The sequence below is a fragment of the Ochrobactrum sp. P6BSIII genome (assembly GCF_014138065.1).
Taxonomy (GTDB): Bacteria; Pseudomonadota; Alphaproteobacteria; order Rhizobiales; family Rhizobiaceae; genus Brucella.
Map to the genome: position 1 here is coordinate 35,370 of NZ_JACGXB010000017.1, position 17,233 is coordinate 52,602.

The window sequence follows — 17,233 nt, forward strand, 5'->3', positions numbered from 1 at the left end:
CGCTGTGACAACAGATTGATTTACGAATGCGCAGATTGCCGGACCAAAACATAATCATTATCGGAGCGGGACTGGTTGGCTCTGCCATCGCCTGGGGTCTCGCCCGATCTGGTCTGCGTCCAATGCTTCTCGATGGGGAAGACCTGTCCCTGCGCGCATCCCGTGCAAATTTCGCGCTCATCTGGGTACAGGGCAAAGGCGTAGGCGCACCACACTATGCCCGTTGGACAATGCAATCTGCGCACCTGTGGCCCGCTTTCGCAGATGAATTGCGGGATGTCACCGGGCTTGATGTGGCGTTGAAACAGACCGGTGCCTTTACCTTCTGCCTCGACGAACACGAGCTTCAAATGTTTGCCGAAGACGTCGATACCGTGGCGCGGCAACTTGGCAATGACGCCCCGGAACATGTTGTGCTCGACCATCAGGGAACGGCCAAAATGGTCCCCTCCATCGGCCGGGATGTGATCGGTTCGATCTATTCGCCGATGGACGGCGACGTGAATTCACTGCGCCTGTTTCGCGCCTTGCATACCGGCATGATCAACCTCGGCGCTTCCTACGAACCGCATTGTGAAGTCTCATCCATCACCCCGCAAAACGGCGGCTTTCTCCTGAGTGGCACATGGGGTGAAGTCTTCACCGAACGCGTCATTCTGGCTGCGGGCAACGGCAATGCAGAGCTTGCAAAGAGTGTCGGTCTCGATGCGCCGGTTGTACGCAGCAAAGGTCAAATTCTTGTAACGGAGAAATGCGCGCCCTTCTTCCCCTATACAGCGGCGACGCTGCGGCAGGCGGATGAAGGCGGCGTGATGATCGGCGACAGTCAGGAAACCCATACGGATCGGATCGCCACCAATCAGGATATCAGTGCAGTTCTGGCCAACAGAGCCGTGCGGACGTTCCCCCATCTGGCCGACGTCAATGTCATTCGCAGTTGGGCCGGATTTCGGGTCAAGACACCGGACGGCCTGCCTGTCTACGAACAATCCGAAAGTCACAAGGGCGCGTATGTCGTCATGTGCCATTCTGGCGTCACGCTTGCAGCCAACCACGCTCTGATCGTGGCTAAGGAAATAGCAGCCGATGTCAAACAACTTGCTGGTGATGCGTTCTCCGGCCGGAGGTTTCATGTCTCCTAAAATGTTCCTGAAAACTGAGACACCAGAGGAAACCGTGACGATCACATTCGATGCGCGCACCTTGACGGTGCCTGCCAATGTAACTGTCGCCGCAGCGCTGCTTGGAGAGGGTATCAACCGGCTCAGAAACAGCGTCGTTGGTGATCAGCCACGAGCGCCCTACTGCCTGATGGGTATCTGTTTTGAATGTCTGGTCACCATTGATGGTGTTCAGAACCGCCAAGCCTGTATGACGCCCGTTGTCGATGGAATGGTCATTTCTTCGCAGACCGGCGCACGTCGGGTGGAACCATGACCACCATGCTCAAGAGAATTTCCGATATCCATGCGCTCGACGCGGCCTATGATCTCGCCATTATCGGCGCCGGACCGGCGGGCATGTCGGCAGCGGCGGAGGCAAGCGCCGCTGGCGCTAACGTTGTCCTGTTCGACGAGAACCCCGTCGCTGGCGGCCAGATTTACCGTGGCATTGAACACAATACGACTGCCCGCAGACCGTTTCTCGGCACCGACTACTGGCGAGGCAAAGAAGTCCTGCAAGCATTTATCGCCAGCAATGCCACCTATGTGCCACAGGCTCTCGTCTGGAGTGTGGAACCACAGGATGGCGACAACAACGGCGTTGATCTGCGCGTATCGGTAAGCGGCAAGAGCGGGATTGTTTCAGCGCGCCGCGTGATCTTCGCGACTGGCGCGATGGAGCGCCCGATGCCTGTCAGGGGCTGGACTTTGCCGGGTGTAATGACCGTTGGCGCGGCACAGATTGCACTGAAGACTTCCGGCCTCCTGCCCAACGGACGTGTGGTTCTGGCAGGAACCGGTCCGCTCCTCTACATGTTCGCCGCGCAGCTGTTGCAGGCGGGCGGCAAGGTTGCTGCTCTGCTCGATACGACGCCCGGCGCAAATTACGCGAAAGCTGCATCGAACCTGCCTTCATTCCTTTTCTCGCCCTATTCCTTGAAGGGGCTTTCCCTGCTTTTGAAGGTGCGCAAGTCGGTGCCGGTTTATTCCGGTGTCACCGAAATAGCCATTGAAGGAAAAGACGAAGCCGAAGCGATCTGCTTTTCGGCCAAAGGCAAGACTCACAGGCTTGCTGTCGATAGCGTGTTCCTGCATCAGGGTGTGATCCCCAACAACAATCTCGCCAATGCTTCGGGCTGCACGCTCGTGTGGAACGACGGCCAGAAATGTTTCCAACCACAACTCGACGACAATGGTCGTTCGTCTGTTCCGTCCATCTATATTGCTGGTGACGGCAGCGGCATCGGCGGTGCATTGGTTGCCGAGCACAGCGGACGTGTCGCAGCGCTCGCAGCCTGTCGGGATATCTTTCCGGCATTGGCCACAACGTTGAGTTCGAAAATCGCAAAGCTGCATGCGCAAGCGCGGCGCTTCGAGCGTGGTCGATCCTTTATCGATGCGCTCTACCTGCCTGCACAGGCATTTCGCGCACCGGCGGCCAGAGACACGATTGTCTGCCGTTGCGAGGAAGTGACCGCAGGCGCAATCCGCGACGCGGCGGCCTGTAACATCGCCGGCCCGAACCAGCTGAAAACCATGTTCCGCTGCGGCATGGGGCCTTGTCAGGGTCGTTTGTGCAGTTCCACAGTCACGGAAATTCTGGCCGAGGTGCAAAACCGCGCGCCGGAAACAGTCGGCTTCTATCGTCTGCGTGCGCCGGTGAAACCGGTGCCGCTCAGCGAAATCGCAGCACTCCCTCAAACCCCCGATGCTGTTTTCGCCGTTACTGGCGAGCAACCGGACAATTCCCCAACCATCTGAAAGGATTAAACTATGGCTGAGCGTTTCATTCAGACGCCGATCATGCATCGCGTCGTCGAGCACAATGGCATTGTCTATGTAGGCGGAACCACCTGTGATGACGAAAGCCTGGATATGGCCGGGCAGACCCGCGAAATCCTCGCCAAGCTCGACAGCTATCTGGCGCAGGCAGGCACGGACAAGACCAAGCTTCTGGCAGCCACCATCTTCGTAACGGATCTCAACAAGAAGCCTGAAATGGATAAGGTCTGGAAGGAATGGATCGATCCTTCGCTGCTGCCAACCCGTGCAACCGTTGGTGTTGCAGATCTCGGCGGCGACACGCTGATTGAGATCGTGGTTTCCGCTTATAAATAAGCGACCTTAAAAGCCTCGTTAGCTTTTAAAAAAGAAGCCGTCGACTGGATGACAGTCGGCGGTTTTTCTCCATCCAAGAGCTATAGCCTTTGGCAGCTATTGTTATAGACGGGCATTAGTACGTTAAATGCCAAAGTTCATATTCTTATTATTGGTTGTATATTGAAATAATTATTTATCTATTCGGCCCATTGAAATGCTACAATCCAGGTTAATGTATTTAATTAAAATTTGATATTAAATATTCATAAAATGAATCTACATATTTATTTAACAGACTATACCTAAGATTCTGTGTGACTTTTCCGATATTCGCAAATCTCGCATTCTCAGCGAAGCGGCGACTAAGTTTTCGAAGGGGTATTTGAAAATACCAAACCCTTTTAAGCGTAAAGGACATAGCAATCACCTCGACAACCCGCGATGTTAACAGGGCCAAAGAACCCGTTCGTTCCAATTTCTATTTCCGTTCGTGAATGAGCGCTTCTGTTGCGCATTCCAACTTACTTCGGATGAATTGCCAATCAAAACAGAAGGTCTACATGTGGTATTAATCGCATCCGCTTAATCGAAGAGCTTTGCGTCCGTTACAGTCCGGCAACTATAGAGCACAAGGCTGTCAGCCGGAATGTGATTTGCGGCGGCCCCCACAACCGACTGCAGCAATGCCTTTAAACTACGGCGAGTGCGAAGCGACTTCCGCTTCTCGAATAGGCTTCTAATGAGCAAACTATCCGCTTTTCACCCCTTCCCGCTCGTTACTAGTATGAAAAGCGAAACGACCGCTTTCAGCAAACTTTTCGACAGCTCGAACGTCCGACATGAGGTCGCAAAGCGGTCACGTGCGGATCTGATTGCCAGTTAAGATTCAGCGGTTCCATCTTGTCAAAAGCACTATCCCCTTGCCTCACACTGAATAAGAGCCGAAAAATTATAGTTTTGCTCGTGTCTCTAGCCTCCTGGGCCATGGGGCGTACCATATGTTATGGAACAATAAGATTCCTATTTGTATAGTCTAAACCTAACGAGTTAGCCGATGCTTGGCAGCTTTGTCAGAACCTAACGCGAAGTCCGAGCGTGCCCTTCAGACCGTAGCTATCACCGAAGTTTTGCATACTGGTGGTCACCAGACCTTCTCCGTAGACCGAGTATTTGTCATCTTCCCAATTTCGTGAAAAACCAAGCCCCAGACCGCCCCAGAAACGGTCGTCGCGGTTGATCAGAGTGGTTTCGGCCACATTGACGCGTCTGTCACCGAGGAACTCATAATAAAGATTGGCTATACCATAGCCATGAAGACGATTGACGAAACCGTCATCATCAACCCAGGCACGTTCGCGGTCCACCGAAAGTCCCAGTCGTCCGCGCAGGCTGTTGGCCCGATCAAGCGAAACTGGAGCGCCAAATGTGTCGGTGAAATTATCAAACTCAACCGACGAGTAAACCAGTTGCGCTTGCGGCGTTAGTGTCCAATCCTCATTCCGCTGTAGGCGTTTACCGGTTTCAATTGACAAAGCGTAACCGAAACCGTCATTGCCATCAGTCAGTGATCGGTTGGCAAGCAAGGAGGATAGATCGCTGTCGAACCAGCTAGCCTCGCCCTGCGCGTCGATATAGAAACCTTCGTTTCCATACCAGGTCAGCGTTGCACCAAGACCGTATGCTTCGGTATCGATCTTACCGTCACCATAGAAAGATGAAACTCTGCTGCGACCATGACCGTAATGAGCAGTGATACCACCGATCAGCTTTCCGTCTTCATCGTCATGCAGAAGACCATCAATGCCGGCCTGCAACTTGAAAATATCGATCTTCGAACGTGCATTGGTGGTGGAGCGATCCGGGTCGATGCTTCCATGGAAGCCAACGACACGGCCCCATACGCCGTTTTCCTGAATGATGCTATCGTTTTCCGGCGATGGGGGAAGCTCGGTGCCGGGGCCGTCGCCTTGTGCGATTTGCAGAGCACCCGGCCCACTCCAGTAGCGATTGCCAACGCGTTGTTGAAGGGTTGGCATTTCCATTAATCCGAGAAGCGCACGGGAGTAGGCCTCATAGGTCGGATCGCCAGCTTGATAAACCGGTTCCGGCTCTGGTCCCGGGCCGGGGCCAGGCTCGTCTTTGAGCTTTGAGCGCAGGTACCAGTTGCCGTCCTGAGGCGTCGTGACGCCGTTTTTCCAAAGGGAATAGACATAAGCGCCACCGACAACCACCTGTTGGCCTTCTAGCTCGTAATCGCCGATCAGGGAAAAGTCGCCATTTGACTGGCCATCCACCTGTACGACGAGAATGCCGTTTTCCTGCGTTAAGGCGCCGGGACCGCCTGTATTGCGCACGCGCAGGAATGAATTGCCGGCGGTGTCGTTTGTGACGTGCAAAATATCGGACGGTGCATTGTCCGCCTCAAGCCAGGTGTTCAGCGCAAGTGTTCCGTTGGCGCCGGTATAATCGCCAACCGTCAGGGTTTTGTAGCTGGCGAGGTTTTCCAGATTGCCAGTCGGAGCGGTATAATCGATGACGCTTGCCGCATTAAGCAAGGTGGTGAGGTTGGAACTGCCCGTCATCGTCCACTGACTGTTGGCGAGCGTGACATTGGATGTACTGCCAGTTTCCGTTACGGCGGCACCGGTCAGTGTCGAACCGGAAATGTCAATATTGGCGATGGCGGGTGTATTATCCAGCCTTGGCTCGACAAGAAGCGGCAAAAGGCCGTCTGCTGGTGAAAGGCCGGGCGTGGTACCGGTATCGGGATCGGGTTCGTCTCCAATGACCGCATTTGGAGCCGCTGGCAAGCCAACTCGATTGACTGCGACGTCGCTAAAGCCTGAACTGCTGAACCCACTGACCTCCAGCCAGTTGACGGCGCCTGCAACTGTTGCACCGCTGATCGTAACGTCAGCATTGCCGCCTGCGACCGCCACTGTTCCTGCGTCCCCACTTTGAAGCGACCCGCCCGTAATGGTGGCTGTTTGAGCCAGGGTCACATCATCGCTTGTCAGCAGGAGAGTGTGAGCGCCTGTTGCGAGTGTCGTGACCGGTGTGGCGATAGCGTCGATGCGCGCTCCGTCCGCAACGACCAAACCATGCGACCCCGCTCCCAATGTTTGAACGGTGCTGTTGTTGAGCGTAATGGATGATCCAATACCTTCAGCGAAAAGGCCTGCTGAGCCCGTTCCTTCTGTTTTGATCTGCGTCCCGTCAAAGCTCAAATGAGACGCATAATTCGCATTACCAGTGGGATTCCACGCGACAGCGCCTTCCGAAAGCGCGCCGTGGGTAACAATGCTACCGCCCATCATTTGAAGACGGGATCCGCCGGCCTGACAGGCTGTTGAGGTCGTATAGTTGCACGTGACCTGATAGCCATAGGCGAGAATACCGGCAGATGTCAGTCCTGATGTTTCAATATGACCGCCCTCAATCCGGGCGAGAACGTCGTCCGGCGTCACGCCATTGCTATCGGTTTGAAGATTGTTGTTATAGACGCGCAGACCATTGGAATTATCGCCGGTCGTGGTCAGCTGTACCTGTTTGCCGAAATAGGCTTGTGTGTTGTTTGCAATATAAGCCGCATCGGAATTATCGCCAGAAGTCGTAATGGTTGCCTGGCCCGATAAATTGACCACCGCAAGCTTTGGCGCATAAGTTGAACCGGCGCCTGTGTATCCGGAAGCATAAAGACCGTGATTATAGGCATTACGCGTCGTGACGGAAATTGTCGAACCTAAGGCTGCTGACAAAGTGGATGCACCCGCTACGAAGGCGTCGCTGCGGATGCGCAAGCCTGCGTTCTGACCATCAGTCGAAGCAAGATTGGCGACATTCATGTCAACGGTTAGGATAGAGCCCGCATCCATATTGAGTTGCGCACCTTGACCGATTTCAACGGCAGCGAAGTTCTTGGATGCGGGCGACGGATTGCTCAGGTCAATGTCGGTTACGGAATTCCCCTTCAGTGTGAGAACCGTTGAGGCCTGCCCTTCCGTTGAGGAGCCCGAACCTATCGACAGCCCACTACCGCCAAGGCCCGAATATTTATACATAGCAACACCGGTACCGGTATCGTCGCCAAATGTTGCCTTTGCACCCTGGAGACGAAAGCCCGCTGTTGAACCAAGGCCCGCTGTGGTTTGCGACGTTTCGAATGTTCCGCCTGCAGCAAGTGAGAACACAGCCGTTGGCGAGTTTATCGTCACGACATTCTGATTGGTCGGTGCTTGTGCTCGCAACGTTGCGCCTGCCCCAATATTAAACTCGCTACCGGCACGGCTGGTCATGTTTATCGCGGATTGCCCGGACGTAATGGTTGTCGTCCCGCCCGTGAAATTCAGCTGCTGATCAGTTCCAAGAGAAAATGTTATGCCCTGCCCGTTGGAAACAATGTTCGTATCTGCGCCAAAATTTACACTGGAGCCGACCTGCGAAAAGCCAATGCCGACCTGATTAGACGTGTTCTGTGCGGTGATTGTTACGACACTGCCGGCAAGACCGGGGCTGACATTGAGAACAGAACTGGCAACCGTATCTCGAACAGCTGCAAACGTTGTGCCGACACCCGTTACACTATCGCCACCCAAAAGCGTAAACGGATTGTTGGCAGAATTGATAACGATGAACCCGTAGTCCGCAGCCTTGGCCGAGCTTGCCGCAAGAATTGCCAGAGTTGCTGTGCATGCAAGCCAACGAGTTCTCGACATGCGCTCTTCTCCTCGATCCCCGACAGCATCATCGGTCTTTTCGGAAGCATTTTGCCTTAAATCAAAGACATCCTCCATATAACGTTCCGAATTTTCAAGATTTTTTTCTTAAGAACAGAACGATTTGTTCTATATTTTTATAAAATACACAATATGCACCATTTTGATGCATCTCACTCACTCCGTTAACCACCCTATTTTTTTAGCACACGAGATTGTATCTCATTGCTTCCAACAAATTGACCTTTTTAGCTCGTGAAGATTCCTCTATTCTCCCCTAAGCCAAATTGATGCTGTTGGTCGCCCAATTCGACTGAAACTGACTGCCAGACAAAAGGTGCCAAATTCTAACGACCGAAATGGGGCCGGGAGCGGACTGGCGGGTCTTGGCAACTAGCTCACCAACCCGGACATCCGTCATAACAGTTTTTGCTGTAGCTTTCGGCCCATCGCGGACCGTCGCGACCGGTGCCGCGAATGGCTGTGGTTTATAAACCCTCCACCTGAATTCCATTCTCCGCCAGCCAATCTGGGAAATGCTGCTCCAGTTTGATCCAGAAGTTTGCGGAATGATCTGGGTGATGAGCATGTGTCAATTAATGCACCACAACGTACTGGGCAATGCGTGGAGGCAAAAGTACGGCTTTCCAGTGAAACGATACGCGACCGTCGGAACCGAAAGAACCCCATCTGAAGCCAAGGTCTTGAACCTTAACCTCTCGCACGGTCACTCCCATGCGGGTATTGCCAAGTTGTTTGATCGGCGGGTTGCAGCTTTCAGTTCGGCATGAAGATGCCTTGCTCATTACCCCGGCTGAAGGGGTTTCGCTTTCCGCGTGAAATCGTCGCCTATGCGGTCTGGGCTTATCACCGCTTTGCCCTGAGCACGGCCGATGTGGAGGATCTGCTCGCCGAGCGCAGGGTTATCGTCAGCCGGGAAACTGTTCGGCTCTGGGTCAACCGCTTTGGTCGTCATTTTGCCGATTGCATCCGCAGGGACCGGCCAAAACCCAAAGACAAGTGGCGCATGGATGAGGCCGTCATTACGATTGGCGGCAGGAAGTTCTGGCTCTGGCGCGCCATCGATGCCAATGGCGATGTTCTCGATATCCTGGTTCAGGCTCGCCGCGACAGCAGGGCTGCCAGGCGCTTCTTCTCCAGGCTGGTCAGGTAGTTTGGTCAGCCGCGGGTGGTCGTGACGGACAAACTGGGCAGCTACGTGGAGCCGATCCAGGCCATCGCTCCGGATGCCGATCACCGGGCGCACAAGGGGCTGAACAACCGAATTGAAAATTCCCACCGGCAGACCCGAAAACGCGAGAAGATCATGGGTCGGTTCAAGTCGACACGACAGGCACAGCGCTTCCTGTCGGCCCACGATCAAATCAACACGATCTTTCGTCCCCGCCGCTACACTCTGACCGCCATTTCATACCGCCATGCACGGGCTGATGCGTTCAGCCTGTGGGCGCAGTATGCCGCTGAAATGACAGTCTGAAACTGGCGACACGGCGTCGATAGCGCCCAACGCCAAACAACTTGGCAATGCCTAATTTAGCCACGATTGTGAAAATGTGATAGGAATGCCTGTGTCGCGGGCTGTTGTGGATTGTCGATCATGTCACGCGCCGCCCCCTGCTCGACGATCACGCCGTCGCGCATGAACACGACACGGTCGGCCACATCGCGGGCAAAGGCAATTTCATGCGTAACGATAATCATCGTCATGCCTTCGGCCGCCAGATCCCGCATAACCTGCAAAACTTCCGCGACCAGTTCAGGATCGAGCGCCGACGTGGCCTCGTCGAACAGCATCACGCTTGGTTCCATTGCCAAGGCGCGGGCGATGGCGACGCGCTGCTTTTGGCCACCGGAAAGCCTGGAAGGAAACTCGCCCGCTTTTTCGGCAAGCCCCACTTTACCCAGCAGCTTGCGCGCTAATGCTTCCGCATCACGCTTTGGCATCTTCTTGACGGTGACGGGACCTTCCATAACGTTCTGCAGAACCGTCATATGCGGGAACAAATTGAAATGCTGGAAGACCATACCGGTCTTCCGGCGAAAATCCGCCTGCTGGCGCGTGTTGGGAAGTTTTTTTCCTGGACCGAATTCAAATGCATCCGCACCGACCCGCAAAGCACCACCATCTGGCGTATTCAGCAGATTGATGCAGCGCAGCAATGTGGACTTACCTGACCCTGACGGTCCGATCAGCGACACAACTTCTCCCTGACCGATGGTCATTGTGATATCGCGGAGAACTGTCAACGTGCCAAAGCTCTTGCTCAAGCCCTTGACTTCAATCTTGACGTTACCGGCTTCCAGTTTTGACGTGGTCATCAATCAATCCCCTTTTGCCAGTTTGTTTTCGGTACGCTTGACGACAGCTGTCAGAGGCACCAGCACCACAAAATAGATGACGGCAATCGTCGTATAAATTTCGAGCGGGCGATAAGTTTCGGTCGCCGCAACCTGCCCCATATAAAGCAGGTCCGGAACGGTGAGTACGGAGACAAGCGAGGTGTTCTTAAACTGGATGATCGATTGATTCATCAATGGCGGGATCATGCGCTTGAAAGCTTGCGGCAACACGATGCGACGCATCACCTGGATCGGGCGCATCCCCAGCGCCTGTCCGGCTTCTGACTGGCCGCTATCTATGGAAATAATACCGCCGCGAATGACTTCGGCGTAGAACGAACCGCCATAAAGCGACAGGGTCAAAATTGCGGCTGTGGTCGCCGACATTTCAATCCCGACCAGCATGGGCAGGGCGTAGTAGACCCAGAGCAACTGCACCAGCAATGGCGTACAGCGAAAAACTTCAATATAGAACCAAGAAATACTGCGTAGAACGCGCCATCTGGAAAGCTGCGCCAGACCTGCGACCAGACCTGCCAACAACCCTAGCACGATGACGGCCAGCGTGAGCAGGACCGTTATCATCGTGCCTTGTGCAAACAGCCAGCGATAGTTCCATATTACACCAAAGTCCCAATCGTACATGGCCATATTCCTGTATGGAAAGAAGCACACAGCGGTGGGGCATTACTCAGATGCGCGCAGCGTGCGATAGAATGACTGGACCGGAAGCTTCCCGACCCTCAGCCGTTTAAAAGCGAACGAAGCGCGCCGGACTGCATAGGCTGTCCGACGCTTGCGAGCACGATTTTAGAACGTGACGCCTTCGGGAATGTCGCTGATCGACAGATCGACCGCCGCAAGACTATCCAGCACTGCGGTGCGGATTAGCCCCATGTATTTGGCATAGGTGATCCAGTTGTCGAGGAAGTCGCGAAGCGTTTTGTCTTTTTCACGCCGAATGCAGGCATTCGACGTCGAGCCGAACAAGGGCTGCGGCACAACCACACTGCCGATTTTCGGATCGCGCTTTACTGCACGCACCGCACCCATCCAGAACAGGCACTGGGCGTCAATACGACCGGAACGCAGCGCCATGCTGGCATCATCCAGCGTCTTGAAACGCGAGATCTGGGCATTCGGGCACATGCGGGTGAGAATCTGATCATGTGCGGAGCCAACATCCACGCCGAGCTTGGCTTCAGGCTTATTCATATCTTCCCACGTCTTGGGTTCATAGCCAGGTTTGGCGATGACCACGAGCGCTGACTCGTAGACCGTCGTGGTAAAATCAACCACCAACGCGCGCGCTGGAGTCAGGTTCATGCCGAACATGACGTCAACCTTGTTGGCCTGCAAGTCCATGATCGCGTTGCCCCATTGGGTTTCCACGATTTCCAGTTCGACACCCATATCCTGTGCAAGCGCGCGGCCCATTGCGATGAACTGGCCGCTCCATTCACCCGAGGCGACGTTCTTCATCGTCCAGGGCGCACCCGTCGCGACCGCACCGATGCGCAGTTTCTTGGTGCGCATGATCTTATCCCAGGTGCTCTCATCGCTGGACTGCGCCAGAGCGGGCTTGGACAAGCTGGATGCAGCGGCGGCGGCGCCAATTCCAACGAGGCCAGCAAAATTACGTCTATTAACCATCTGTTCCCTCCATTATTTGGCCCGTTTGAAACTCCCGGGCTCAGAGCTAGTGCCGATTTGGCAAATTGGTTATGTCGCCGCGTGCGGAAGAAGCACGCCGGGGTTCATCGTGTTATGCGGATCGAAAAGAGTGCGCACCTGCTGCATGGCACGCAACTGAACGGGATTACTCAAGCGGTCAATTTCGCTGGTAAGCTTACGACCGATGCCATGTTCGGCACTGATCGTTCCCTCGAATTGCATGGCGACATCGTGAAACACCTGTTCAACTTCGAGCGCGAACACGTCGCCCTGATCGCCGGATGGCACATCCGAACGCTGGAACATCATCGTGTAATGAACATTGCCATCGCCAAGGTGGCATACGACCATCGGCACCGCATGCGGCCATTTTTTGGCTGCAACAATATCCGCCGCTTCGATAAAGGCAGGCACATCGGAAACCCGCACGCAAATATCGTGCACGATACCCACACCTTCCTTCTTGTTCGCTTCTGAAACCGAATGGCGGACGTGCCAGATATCCTGCGCCTGCCCCTCGGATTGAGCGATGACTGCATCCTGGACCAGCCCAGCCTCCAACCCCCGCTCCAGAACGTCGCTCAGAACGGCATCGAGATCTGCACTTGCCGAGCTGCTGCCCAGTTCCACCATCAACGACCATTCAGGCACGCTGGCGAATGGAATTTTTACCCGTTCGACATGACGCACGACGAGCGCATATTGCGACCGCGATACAAGTTCGAAAGCTTCGATCGTATCGCCTGCCATATCGCGGAACATGGCGAGCAGCGCCGTCGCATCGGACGGCGCAGCGCAGGCTATCCATGCATGAGCGCGGCTACGCAAAGGCGGATGCAGACGCAGGGTCGCGCCAGTCACAATGCCCAATGTGCCTTCCGCACCGATGAACAACTGCCGAAGTTGATAACCGGTATTGTTCTTCTTGAGACCCTTGAGATCTGACAAGATTGAGCCATCCGCTAGGACAACTTCAAGACCGGCAACGAGATCACGCATCGGGCCATAGCGGACCACACCGGTACCACCGGCATTGGTGGAGATCAGCCCGCCAATTTGCGCGGAGCCGTCGCTTCCCAGATAAAGCGGGAAACGGCGATCCTGCGCTTCTGCAAGGTCATGCAGATTTGCCAGGATCACGCCAGCATCCACTGTAGCCAGATTGCTGATCCGGTCGATATCACGGACACGGCTCATGCGCTTCAAAGACAGAACGATACCCGGCTTTGCGGCATCGTCGGCCTCAGGCACCGCGCCGAAACAAAGACCAGTGTTTCCGCCCTGTGGGAAGATCGGCTCGTTATGAGCAGCCGCAAGCTTGACGACCTCGGCAACAGCATCCGTAGATGCAGGCAGGACTACGCATCTGGCATGGCCGGTCTTTCGGCCTCGCCAATCCTGAAGATAGGGCAGCATGTCGTTCTGATCAGTAATCAGCCCGACATCGCCAACGATTTTACGAAGCTCTTCGATCATCGCTCAACAGGTCAGGCGAGTGCGTTACTTTTGGCCAGTTCGGCAGCCGCAACCAGACGGCTCATCGTTTCGGCTGCCGGGGCTTCCAGCGGCTTGCGCGACGGGCCGACAGGGCGCCCTGCCAGTTCCATGAAGACCTTCAATGGCCCCGGATTGGTTTCCGAGTAAATCGCATCGGTCACAGCATCAATCTTGCTCTGCAGGGCGAGCGCTTCCTTGAGCTTGCCGTTCCGGCTCAACTCCATAATTTCCAGCCAGATTTTCGGATAGATCGTCGCCGATGCAAGCACGCCGCCCACGGCGCCGATAGCCATATGCGTTGCGAATAGAGGCTCCTCCCCACTCAATACGGCCAGCTTGTCACCTGCTAGTTTGACGGTGCGAATGAATTCCGGCATGTCATAATGCGAGAACTTGATACCAATAGCCGTGCCGTCTTCGGCCAGCTCGGCGATGCTTTCAGGACTGATGCTGACACCGGTGCGGCGCGGAATTTGGTAGAGAAGAATTGGAAGATCAACGGCATTTCTGTAGGAACGGAAATAGTCGCGCATTCCTTCCTGGCTCGGCGGCGCATAATAGGGCGTCACCACCATCACGGCTGCCGCGCCTGCCGCGAGGAAATCCTTACCGGTTTCGACGGCATCTTCGTAACCCGGATTGAGAACACCGGGAATGACCGGCTTGCCATTCGCGGCAGCGACACAGGTTTCCACCACCGCACGGCGCTCATCGCGCGACAGCGCCGGAAACTCACCCGTACCACCAATAGGCACGACACCCGACGCACCTGCATCCAGCTGGAAGCGGACAAGCTCGGCTAAAGCCGCATGGTCCACATCGCCGTCCTTGCTGAGTGGCGTGACAATCGCAGTGTAGAGTCCGCGGATTTGGCTTTGGTCTAGCATGCTGGTTCCACCTCATTGTGCGTTGCAGAAAGTGCGCAGGCACTGGTCGATCTGCAACAAAATTACATTTTCCAGATTAAAACGACACAATTGTTCAGCTGTCAAGCAATTGATGGAAAAATTATATGATACGATAAAAATATGATATTAAGGGAAAAATTGACTTTGATAGTTGTTCTCGGTAGTTTATAGGACGAGCGAACACATTGGCCGTAATGGATTTTTTCAACGTTATGTCATCACTTAAAGATCAAGCAGTCGGGGATATTCGAGTGGTTGGCTCCACATCGGGAGCAATGATCCAGGAATCCATCCTGCAAAGCGCCACCGCCTTGAAACCAAAGAGCGGATCCTTCAGTCTGGATGAAGTCGGCAATCGTTTGCACTCCATTCGCAAAGGCCGTGGGCTGACACTTCAGGAAGCCTCGCGACTAACCGGCGTTTCAACCTCTGCTTTTTCAAAAATCGAACGAGGCGAACTCTCGCCAACAATTGGCACCTTGCAGCGGATTTCTGAGGGCCTCGACCTTGAAATCACGAGCCTGCTCAATGGGGAGCCAATCCCGCAAATACTTGCCCGGCGCAGTGTCAACCTGACCGGCGAAGGTCGGCGTCACGATACCAACACATGCGATAACCAGCTGTTGTCTGCCGATCTGCGCGGTAAAAGAATGTTGCCAATCCGCACGCGTATCACCGCTCGCTCCATTGAAGAATATGGCGAGTGGGCACGCTCCGATAGCGAAATATTTCTCTACATTCTCAGCGGCACCATCGTAATGCACAGCCATGCCTACGAGCCGCTACGTCTGACTGCCGGTGAATCCGTCTATTACGACGCCAATATCGATCATCTGTGGGTTTCAGAAGGCGACGACGATGCTGAAGTTCTTTGGATGATAGCCAGCAGATAGATCATGAATAGCTTGTTGAATGCTGCGGAATATCGCGAGGCTGCGCGCAGGTTTTTGCCAAAGGGCCTTTTCGAATATATCGACCGGGGCACAGAGGACGAGCTGGCGCTCGGCAATCTTCGTCAGGACCTCGACCGTATCCGGCTTGAGCCGAGAGTTCTGAGGGGAACAACGGAACCGGACCTCTCAACCACACTTCTTGGCAAAAAATATTCCACACCCATCGTTATTGCCCCCACCGCTCTTGCGGGCATGCTTGCCTATCAAGGCGAAGGGCTATTGGCACGCGCCGGAGCGGCAACGGGGATTCCTTATTGCGCAGCGACACAAGCGATCTCATCCATCGGAGAGATAAGATCCGCATCAGCGGAGGCCGACCTATGGTTTCAACTCTATGTCTGGAAGAACCGGGAACTGACGCGACAACTCCTCGCGCGCGCCAAGGATCAAGGTATTGACACGCTTGTCGTTACAACGGATACGCCCGTCGGCCCGAAACGTGAATATAATCAGCGCAATCGGTTTGCGGTGCCTTTCAAGGTTACGTTGAAGGGAACTACCGATGTTGCACTGCATCCTCGCTGGTTTGCCTCAGTTATGTTGCGCTATCTGCTAACATCAGGAATGCCAACTTATGGCAATTACCCGCTGGAGTTTCGCGGTTCACTGACGCGCGCGGCGATACAGAAAGATGTTGCTCTGGAGAGCAATCTCAACTGGGACGATATCGACCAATTGCGCAGCTGGTGGGGCGGTAAACTGATCCTGAAGGGCATTCTAAGCCCCGAAGATGCAGAGCAAGCGGTCAAGACCGGTATAGACGGGTTGGTCATTTCCGCCCATGGTGGTCGCAATCTGGACATCGCACCGACCCCGGTGCAAGTCCTGCCCTCAATCCGTCAGGCTGTCGGCAACAGACTGCAATTGTTGGCCGATAGTGGCGTCATGCGCGGTACGGATATTTTGAAGTTAATCGCTTTGGGTGCCGATGGCGTTATGATTGGTCGCCTGCCTTTATGGGGTTTGGCCTCCGGCGGTGAGCAGGGCGCAAAAGCCTTGTTCGACATGCTTCTTCAGGAAATGAGATTAGCAATGATCATGCTTGGCACGCAAACGCTGGATGATCTGCGCGCACTTCGGCAGCTCTAAGAGTGTATTGATCAAGTTCATTTAGAGTTGACATTAAAGAACATTTAACGGTCTCTGCGGGTACAATGCATCTGTTTTCAGATTGCCAGTCAGTAATTCGCTAGTGTTAAGGAACATCCCCTTGCGATGCGGATATCAGGCCGTCATTGAATTTCGGTACCCTTAAAATGCGCGCGTATTCTATCCAACTGACCAATTATCACGGCTATTCCGAAACAAATAGAACCAAGCCCAAATGATAACGTCCCAAGTATCAGTCGCTGAATTGATGACGCTTCAACAATGAACAATAACCCAATCATAATCTGAGCCAACCCAAGAATGAAAACAACGATCTTCATTCTTTATAATCCGACCGTAATGGGTAGATATTGAACAGTGACGATATCAAACCAGCAAGTATAGCCATGCCCATCATTTAACCGCAGCGCAATCGAATTTTATGGCGTCAATCTCACCTGAGGCAACATTATATTCGCTTACCTGAAGAAATGAACACATGTAAATTTTTTCTTCATTCTGCAGAAACACATAGTTTCCTGTTGATGTCTTTATTTCATATCCATTTTCAACAAGATCGAGAATGGTTGGCTTACGTTCAGCAAGGACTGCGGAAGTTAGCGCCAGGATGACGGCGGCTGTACTGAACAAGATTTTCATTTTACTCCCATATAATACACGAGGCGAAACGGTCTCTTAAGTTGACTAATAAGAAAGCTAAAACTTTCCTGGATTCTAAACAACCAAAAACCGCTCATATTGAGCTTCCTCCC

Annotated in this window: 14 protein-coding genes and 1 pseudogene; 7 read left to right on the forward strand and 8 right to left on the reverse strand. The window is 54.0% G+C overall.

Annotation, left to right across the window (positions count from 1 at the left end):
• Positions 1-26 precede the first annotated feature (26 nt).
• The 4 genes from FHW00_RS20280 to FHW00_RS20295 are packed head-to-tail and all read left to right on the forward strand — an operon-like array spanning position 27 to position 3,281.
• Entirely contained in the window at positions 27-1,142 is a 1,116-nt protein-coding gene (locus FHW00_RS20280; RefSeq protein WP_078340565.1) for an NAD(P)/FAD-dependent oxidoreductase, read from the forward strand.
• Position 1,143: 1 nt separating this feature from the next.
• Positions 1,144-1,437 carry a (2Fe-2S)-binding protein gene (locus FHW00_RS20285; protein WP_078340566.1) on the forward strand — a complete coding sequence of 98 codons (294 nt, stop codon included), beginning with the start codon at positions 1,144-1,146 and terminating at the stop codon, positions 1,435-1,437.
• Positions 1,434-2,924 carry an FAD/NAD(P)-dependent oxidoreductase gene (locus FHW00_RS20290; protein WP_078340567.1) on the forward strand — a complete coding sequence of 497 codons (1,491 nt, stop codon included), beginning with the start codon at positions 1,434-1,436 and terminating at the stop codon, positions 2,922-2,924. The genes FHW00_RS20285 and FHW00_RS20290 overlap by 4 nt, the downstream gene beginning before the upstream one ends.
• Positions 2,925-2,936: 12 nt before the next feature.
• Positions 2,937-3,281: a RidA family protein gene (locus tag FHW00_RS20295; protein ID WP_061345658.1), complete on the forward strand. Its 345-nt coding sequence runs from the start codon at positions 2,937-2,939 to the stop codon at positions 3,279-3,281.
• Positions 3,282-4,333: 1,052 nt separating this feature from the next.
• On the opposite strand, the gene FHW00_RS20300 is transcribed toward FHW00_RS20295, so the two are convergent.
• Together FHW00_RS20300 and FHW00_RS24450 are read right to left on the reverse strand one after the other, a co-directional pair.
• Positions 4,334-7,978, reverse strand: coding sequence for an autotransporter outer membrane beta-barrel domain-containing protein (locus FHW00_RS20300; protein WP_176168367.1), 3,645 nt, complete (start codon positions 7,976-7,978; stop codon positions 4,334-4,336).
• Between the two features lie 596 nt (positions 7,979-8,574).
• The gene (locus tag FHW00_RS24450) at positions 8,575-8,784 is read right to left on the reverse strand and encodes a M48 metallopeptidase family protein (protein ID WP_445557991.1); all 210 of its coding nucleotides are present in this window, start codon (positions 8,782-8,784) and stop codon (positions 8,575-8,577) included.
• On the opposite strand from FHW00_RS24450, the pseudogene FHW00_RS20310 reads away from it, so the two are divergent.
• Positions 8,766-9,476, forward strand: a pseudogene (locus FHW00_RS20310) (IS6 family transposase). The gene FHW00_RS24450 and the pseudogene FHW00_RS20310 overlap by 19 nt on opposite strands.
• Before the next feature lie 56 nt (positions 9,477-9,532).
• Here the strand turns inward: FHW00_RS20310 and FHW00_RS20315 are convergent.
• The 5 genes from FHW00_RS20315 to dapA form a co-directional block, all read right to left on the reverse strand.
• Positions 9,533-10,318 carry an amino acid ABC transporter ATP-binding protein gene (locus FHW00_RS20315; RefSeq protein WP_078340570.1) on the reverse strand — a complete coding sequence of 262 codons (786 nt, stop codon included), beginning with the start codon at positions 10,316-10,318 and terminating at the stop codon, positions 9,533-9,535.
• Between the two features lie 3 nt (positions 10,319-10,321).
• Positions 10,322-10,984, reverse strand: a complete 663-nt coding sequence (locus FHW00_RS20320; RefSeq protein WP_078340571.1) for an amino acid ABC transporter permease — start codon at positions 10,982-10,984, stop codon at positions 10,322-10,324.
• 165 nt (positions 10,985-11,149) lie between these two features.
• Entirely contained in the window at positions 11,150-11,992 is an 843-nt protein-coding gene (locus FHW00_RS20325; protein WP_078340572.1) for a transporter substrate-binding domain-containing protein, read from the reverse strand.
• Positions 11,993-12,061: 69 nt separating this feature from the next.
• Positions 12,062-13,489, reverse strand: coding sequence for an FAD-binding oxidoreductase (locus FHW00_RS20330; RefSeq protein WP_078340573.1), 1,428 nt, complete (start codon positions 13,487-13,489; stop codon positions 12,062-12,064).
• A gap of 11 nt (positions 13,490-13,500) precedes the next feature.
• On the reverse strand, positions 13,501-14,397 hold the full coding sequence (dapA, locus tag FHW00_RS20335) for a 4-hydroxy-tetrahydrodipicolinate synthase (protein ID WP_078340574.1): 897 nt from the start codon (positions 14,395-14,397) through the stop codon (positions 13,501-13,503).
• A 215-nt stretch (positions 14,398-14,612) separates the two neighbouring features.
• On the opposite strand from dapA, the gene FHW00_RS20340 reads away from it, so the two are divergent.
• Positions 14,613-15,311, forward strand: coding sequence for a helix-turn-helix domain-containing protein (locus FHW00_RS20340; protein ID WP_078340575.1), 699 nt, complete (start codon positions 14,613-14,615; stop codon positions 15,309-15,311).
• A 3-nt stretch (positions 15,312-15,314) separates the two neighbouring features.
• Complete coding sequence (locus FHW00_RS20345; RefSeq protein WP_078340576.1) at positions 15,315-16,460, forward strand: alpha-hydroxy acid oxidase; 1,146 nt, start codon at positions 15,315-15,317, stop codon at positions 16,458-16,460.
• Positions 16,461-16,874: 414 nt separating this feature from the next.
• On the opposite strand, the gene FHW00_RS20350 is transcribed toward FHW00_RS20345, so the two are convergent.
• A complete protein-coding gene (locus FHW00_RS20350) occupies positions 16,875-17,120 on the reverse strand; it encodes a hypothetical protein (RefSeq protein WP_078340578.1) in 246 nt (81 codons plus the stop codon).
• Between the last annotated feature and the right edge of the window lie 113 nt (positions 17,121-17,233).

Coding starts and splice junctions, on each gene's coding strand:
- FHW00_RS20280 (WP_078340565.1), top strand. CDS start 27: ATGCGCAGATTGCCGGACCAAAACATAATCATTATCGGAGCGGGACTG.
- FHW00_RS20285 (WP_078340566.1), top strand. CDS start 1,144: ATGTTCCTGAAAACTGAGACACCAGAGGAAACCGTGACGATCACATTC.
- FHW00_RS20290 (WP_078340567.1), top strand. CDS start 1,434: ATGACCACCATGCTCAAGAGAATTTCCGATATCCATGCGCTCGACGCG.
- FHW00_RS20295 (WP_061345658.1), top strand. CDS start 2,937: ATGGCTGAGCGTTTCATTCAGACGCCGATCATGCATCGCGTCGTCGAG.
- FHW00_RS20300 (WP_176168367.1), bottom strand. CDS start 7,978: ATGTCGAGAACTCGTTGGCTTGCATGCACAGCAACTCTGGCAATTCTT.
- FHW00_RS24450 (WP_445557991.1), bottom strand. CDS start 8,784: ATGAGCAAGGCATCTTCATGCCGAACTGAAAGCTGCAACCCGCCGATC.
- FHW00_RS20315 (WP_078340570.1), bottom strand. CDS start 10,318: ATGACCACGTCAAAACTGGAAGCCGGTAACGTCAAGATTGAAGTCAAG.
- FHW00_RS20320 (WP_078340571.1), bottom strand. CDS start 10,984: ATGTACGATTGGGACTTTGGTGTAATATGGAACTATCGCTGGCTGTTT.
- FHW00_RS20325 (WP_078340572.1), bottom strand. CDS start 11,992: ATGGTTAATAGACGTAATTTTGCTGGCCTCGTTGGAATTGGCGCCGCC.
- FHW00_RS20330 (WP_078340573.1), bottom strand. CDS start 13,489: ATGATCGAAGAGCTTCGTAAAATCGTTGGCGATGTCGGGCTGATTACT.
- dapA (WP_078340574.1), bottom strand. CDS start 14,397: ATGCTAGACCAAAGCCAAATCCGCGGACTCTACACTGCGATTGTCACG.
- FHW00_RS20340 (WP_078340575.1), top strand. CDS start 14,613: ATGGATTTTTTCAACGTTATGTCATCACTTAAAGATCAAGCAGTCGGG.
- FHW00_RS20345 (WP_078340576.1), top strand. CDS start 15,315: ATGAATAGCTTGTTGAATGCTGCGGAATATCGCGAGGCTGCGCGCAGG.
- FHW00_RS20350 (WP_078340578.1), bottom strand. CDS start 17,120: ATGAAAATCTTGTTCAGTACAGCCGCCGTCATCCTGGCGCTAACTTCC.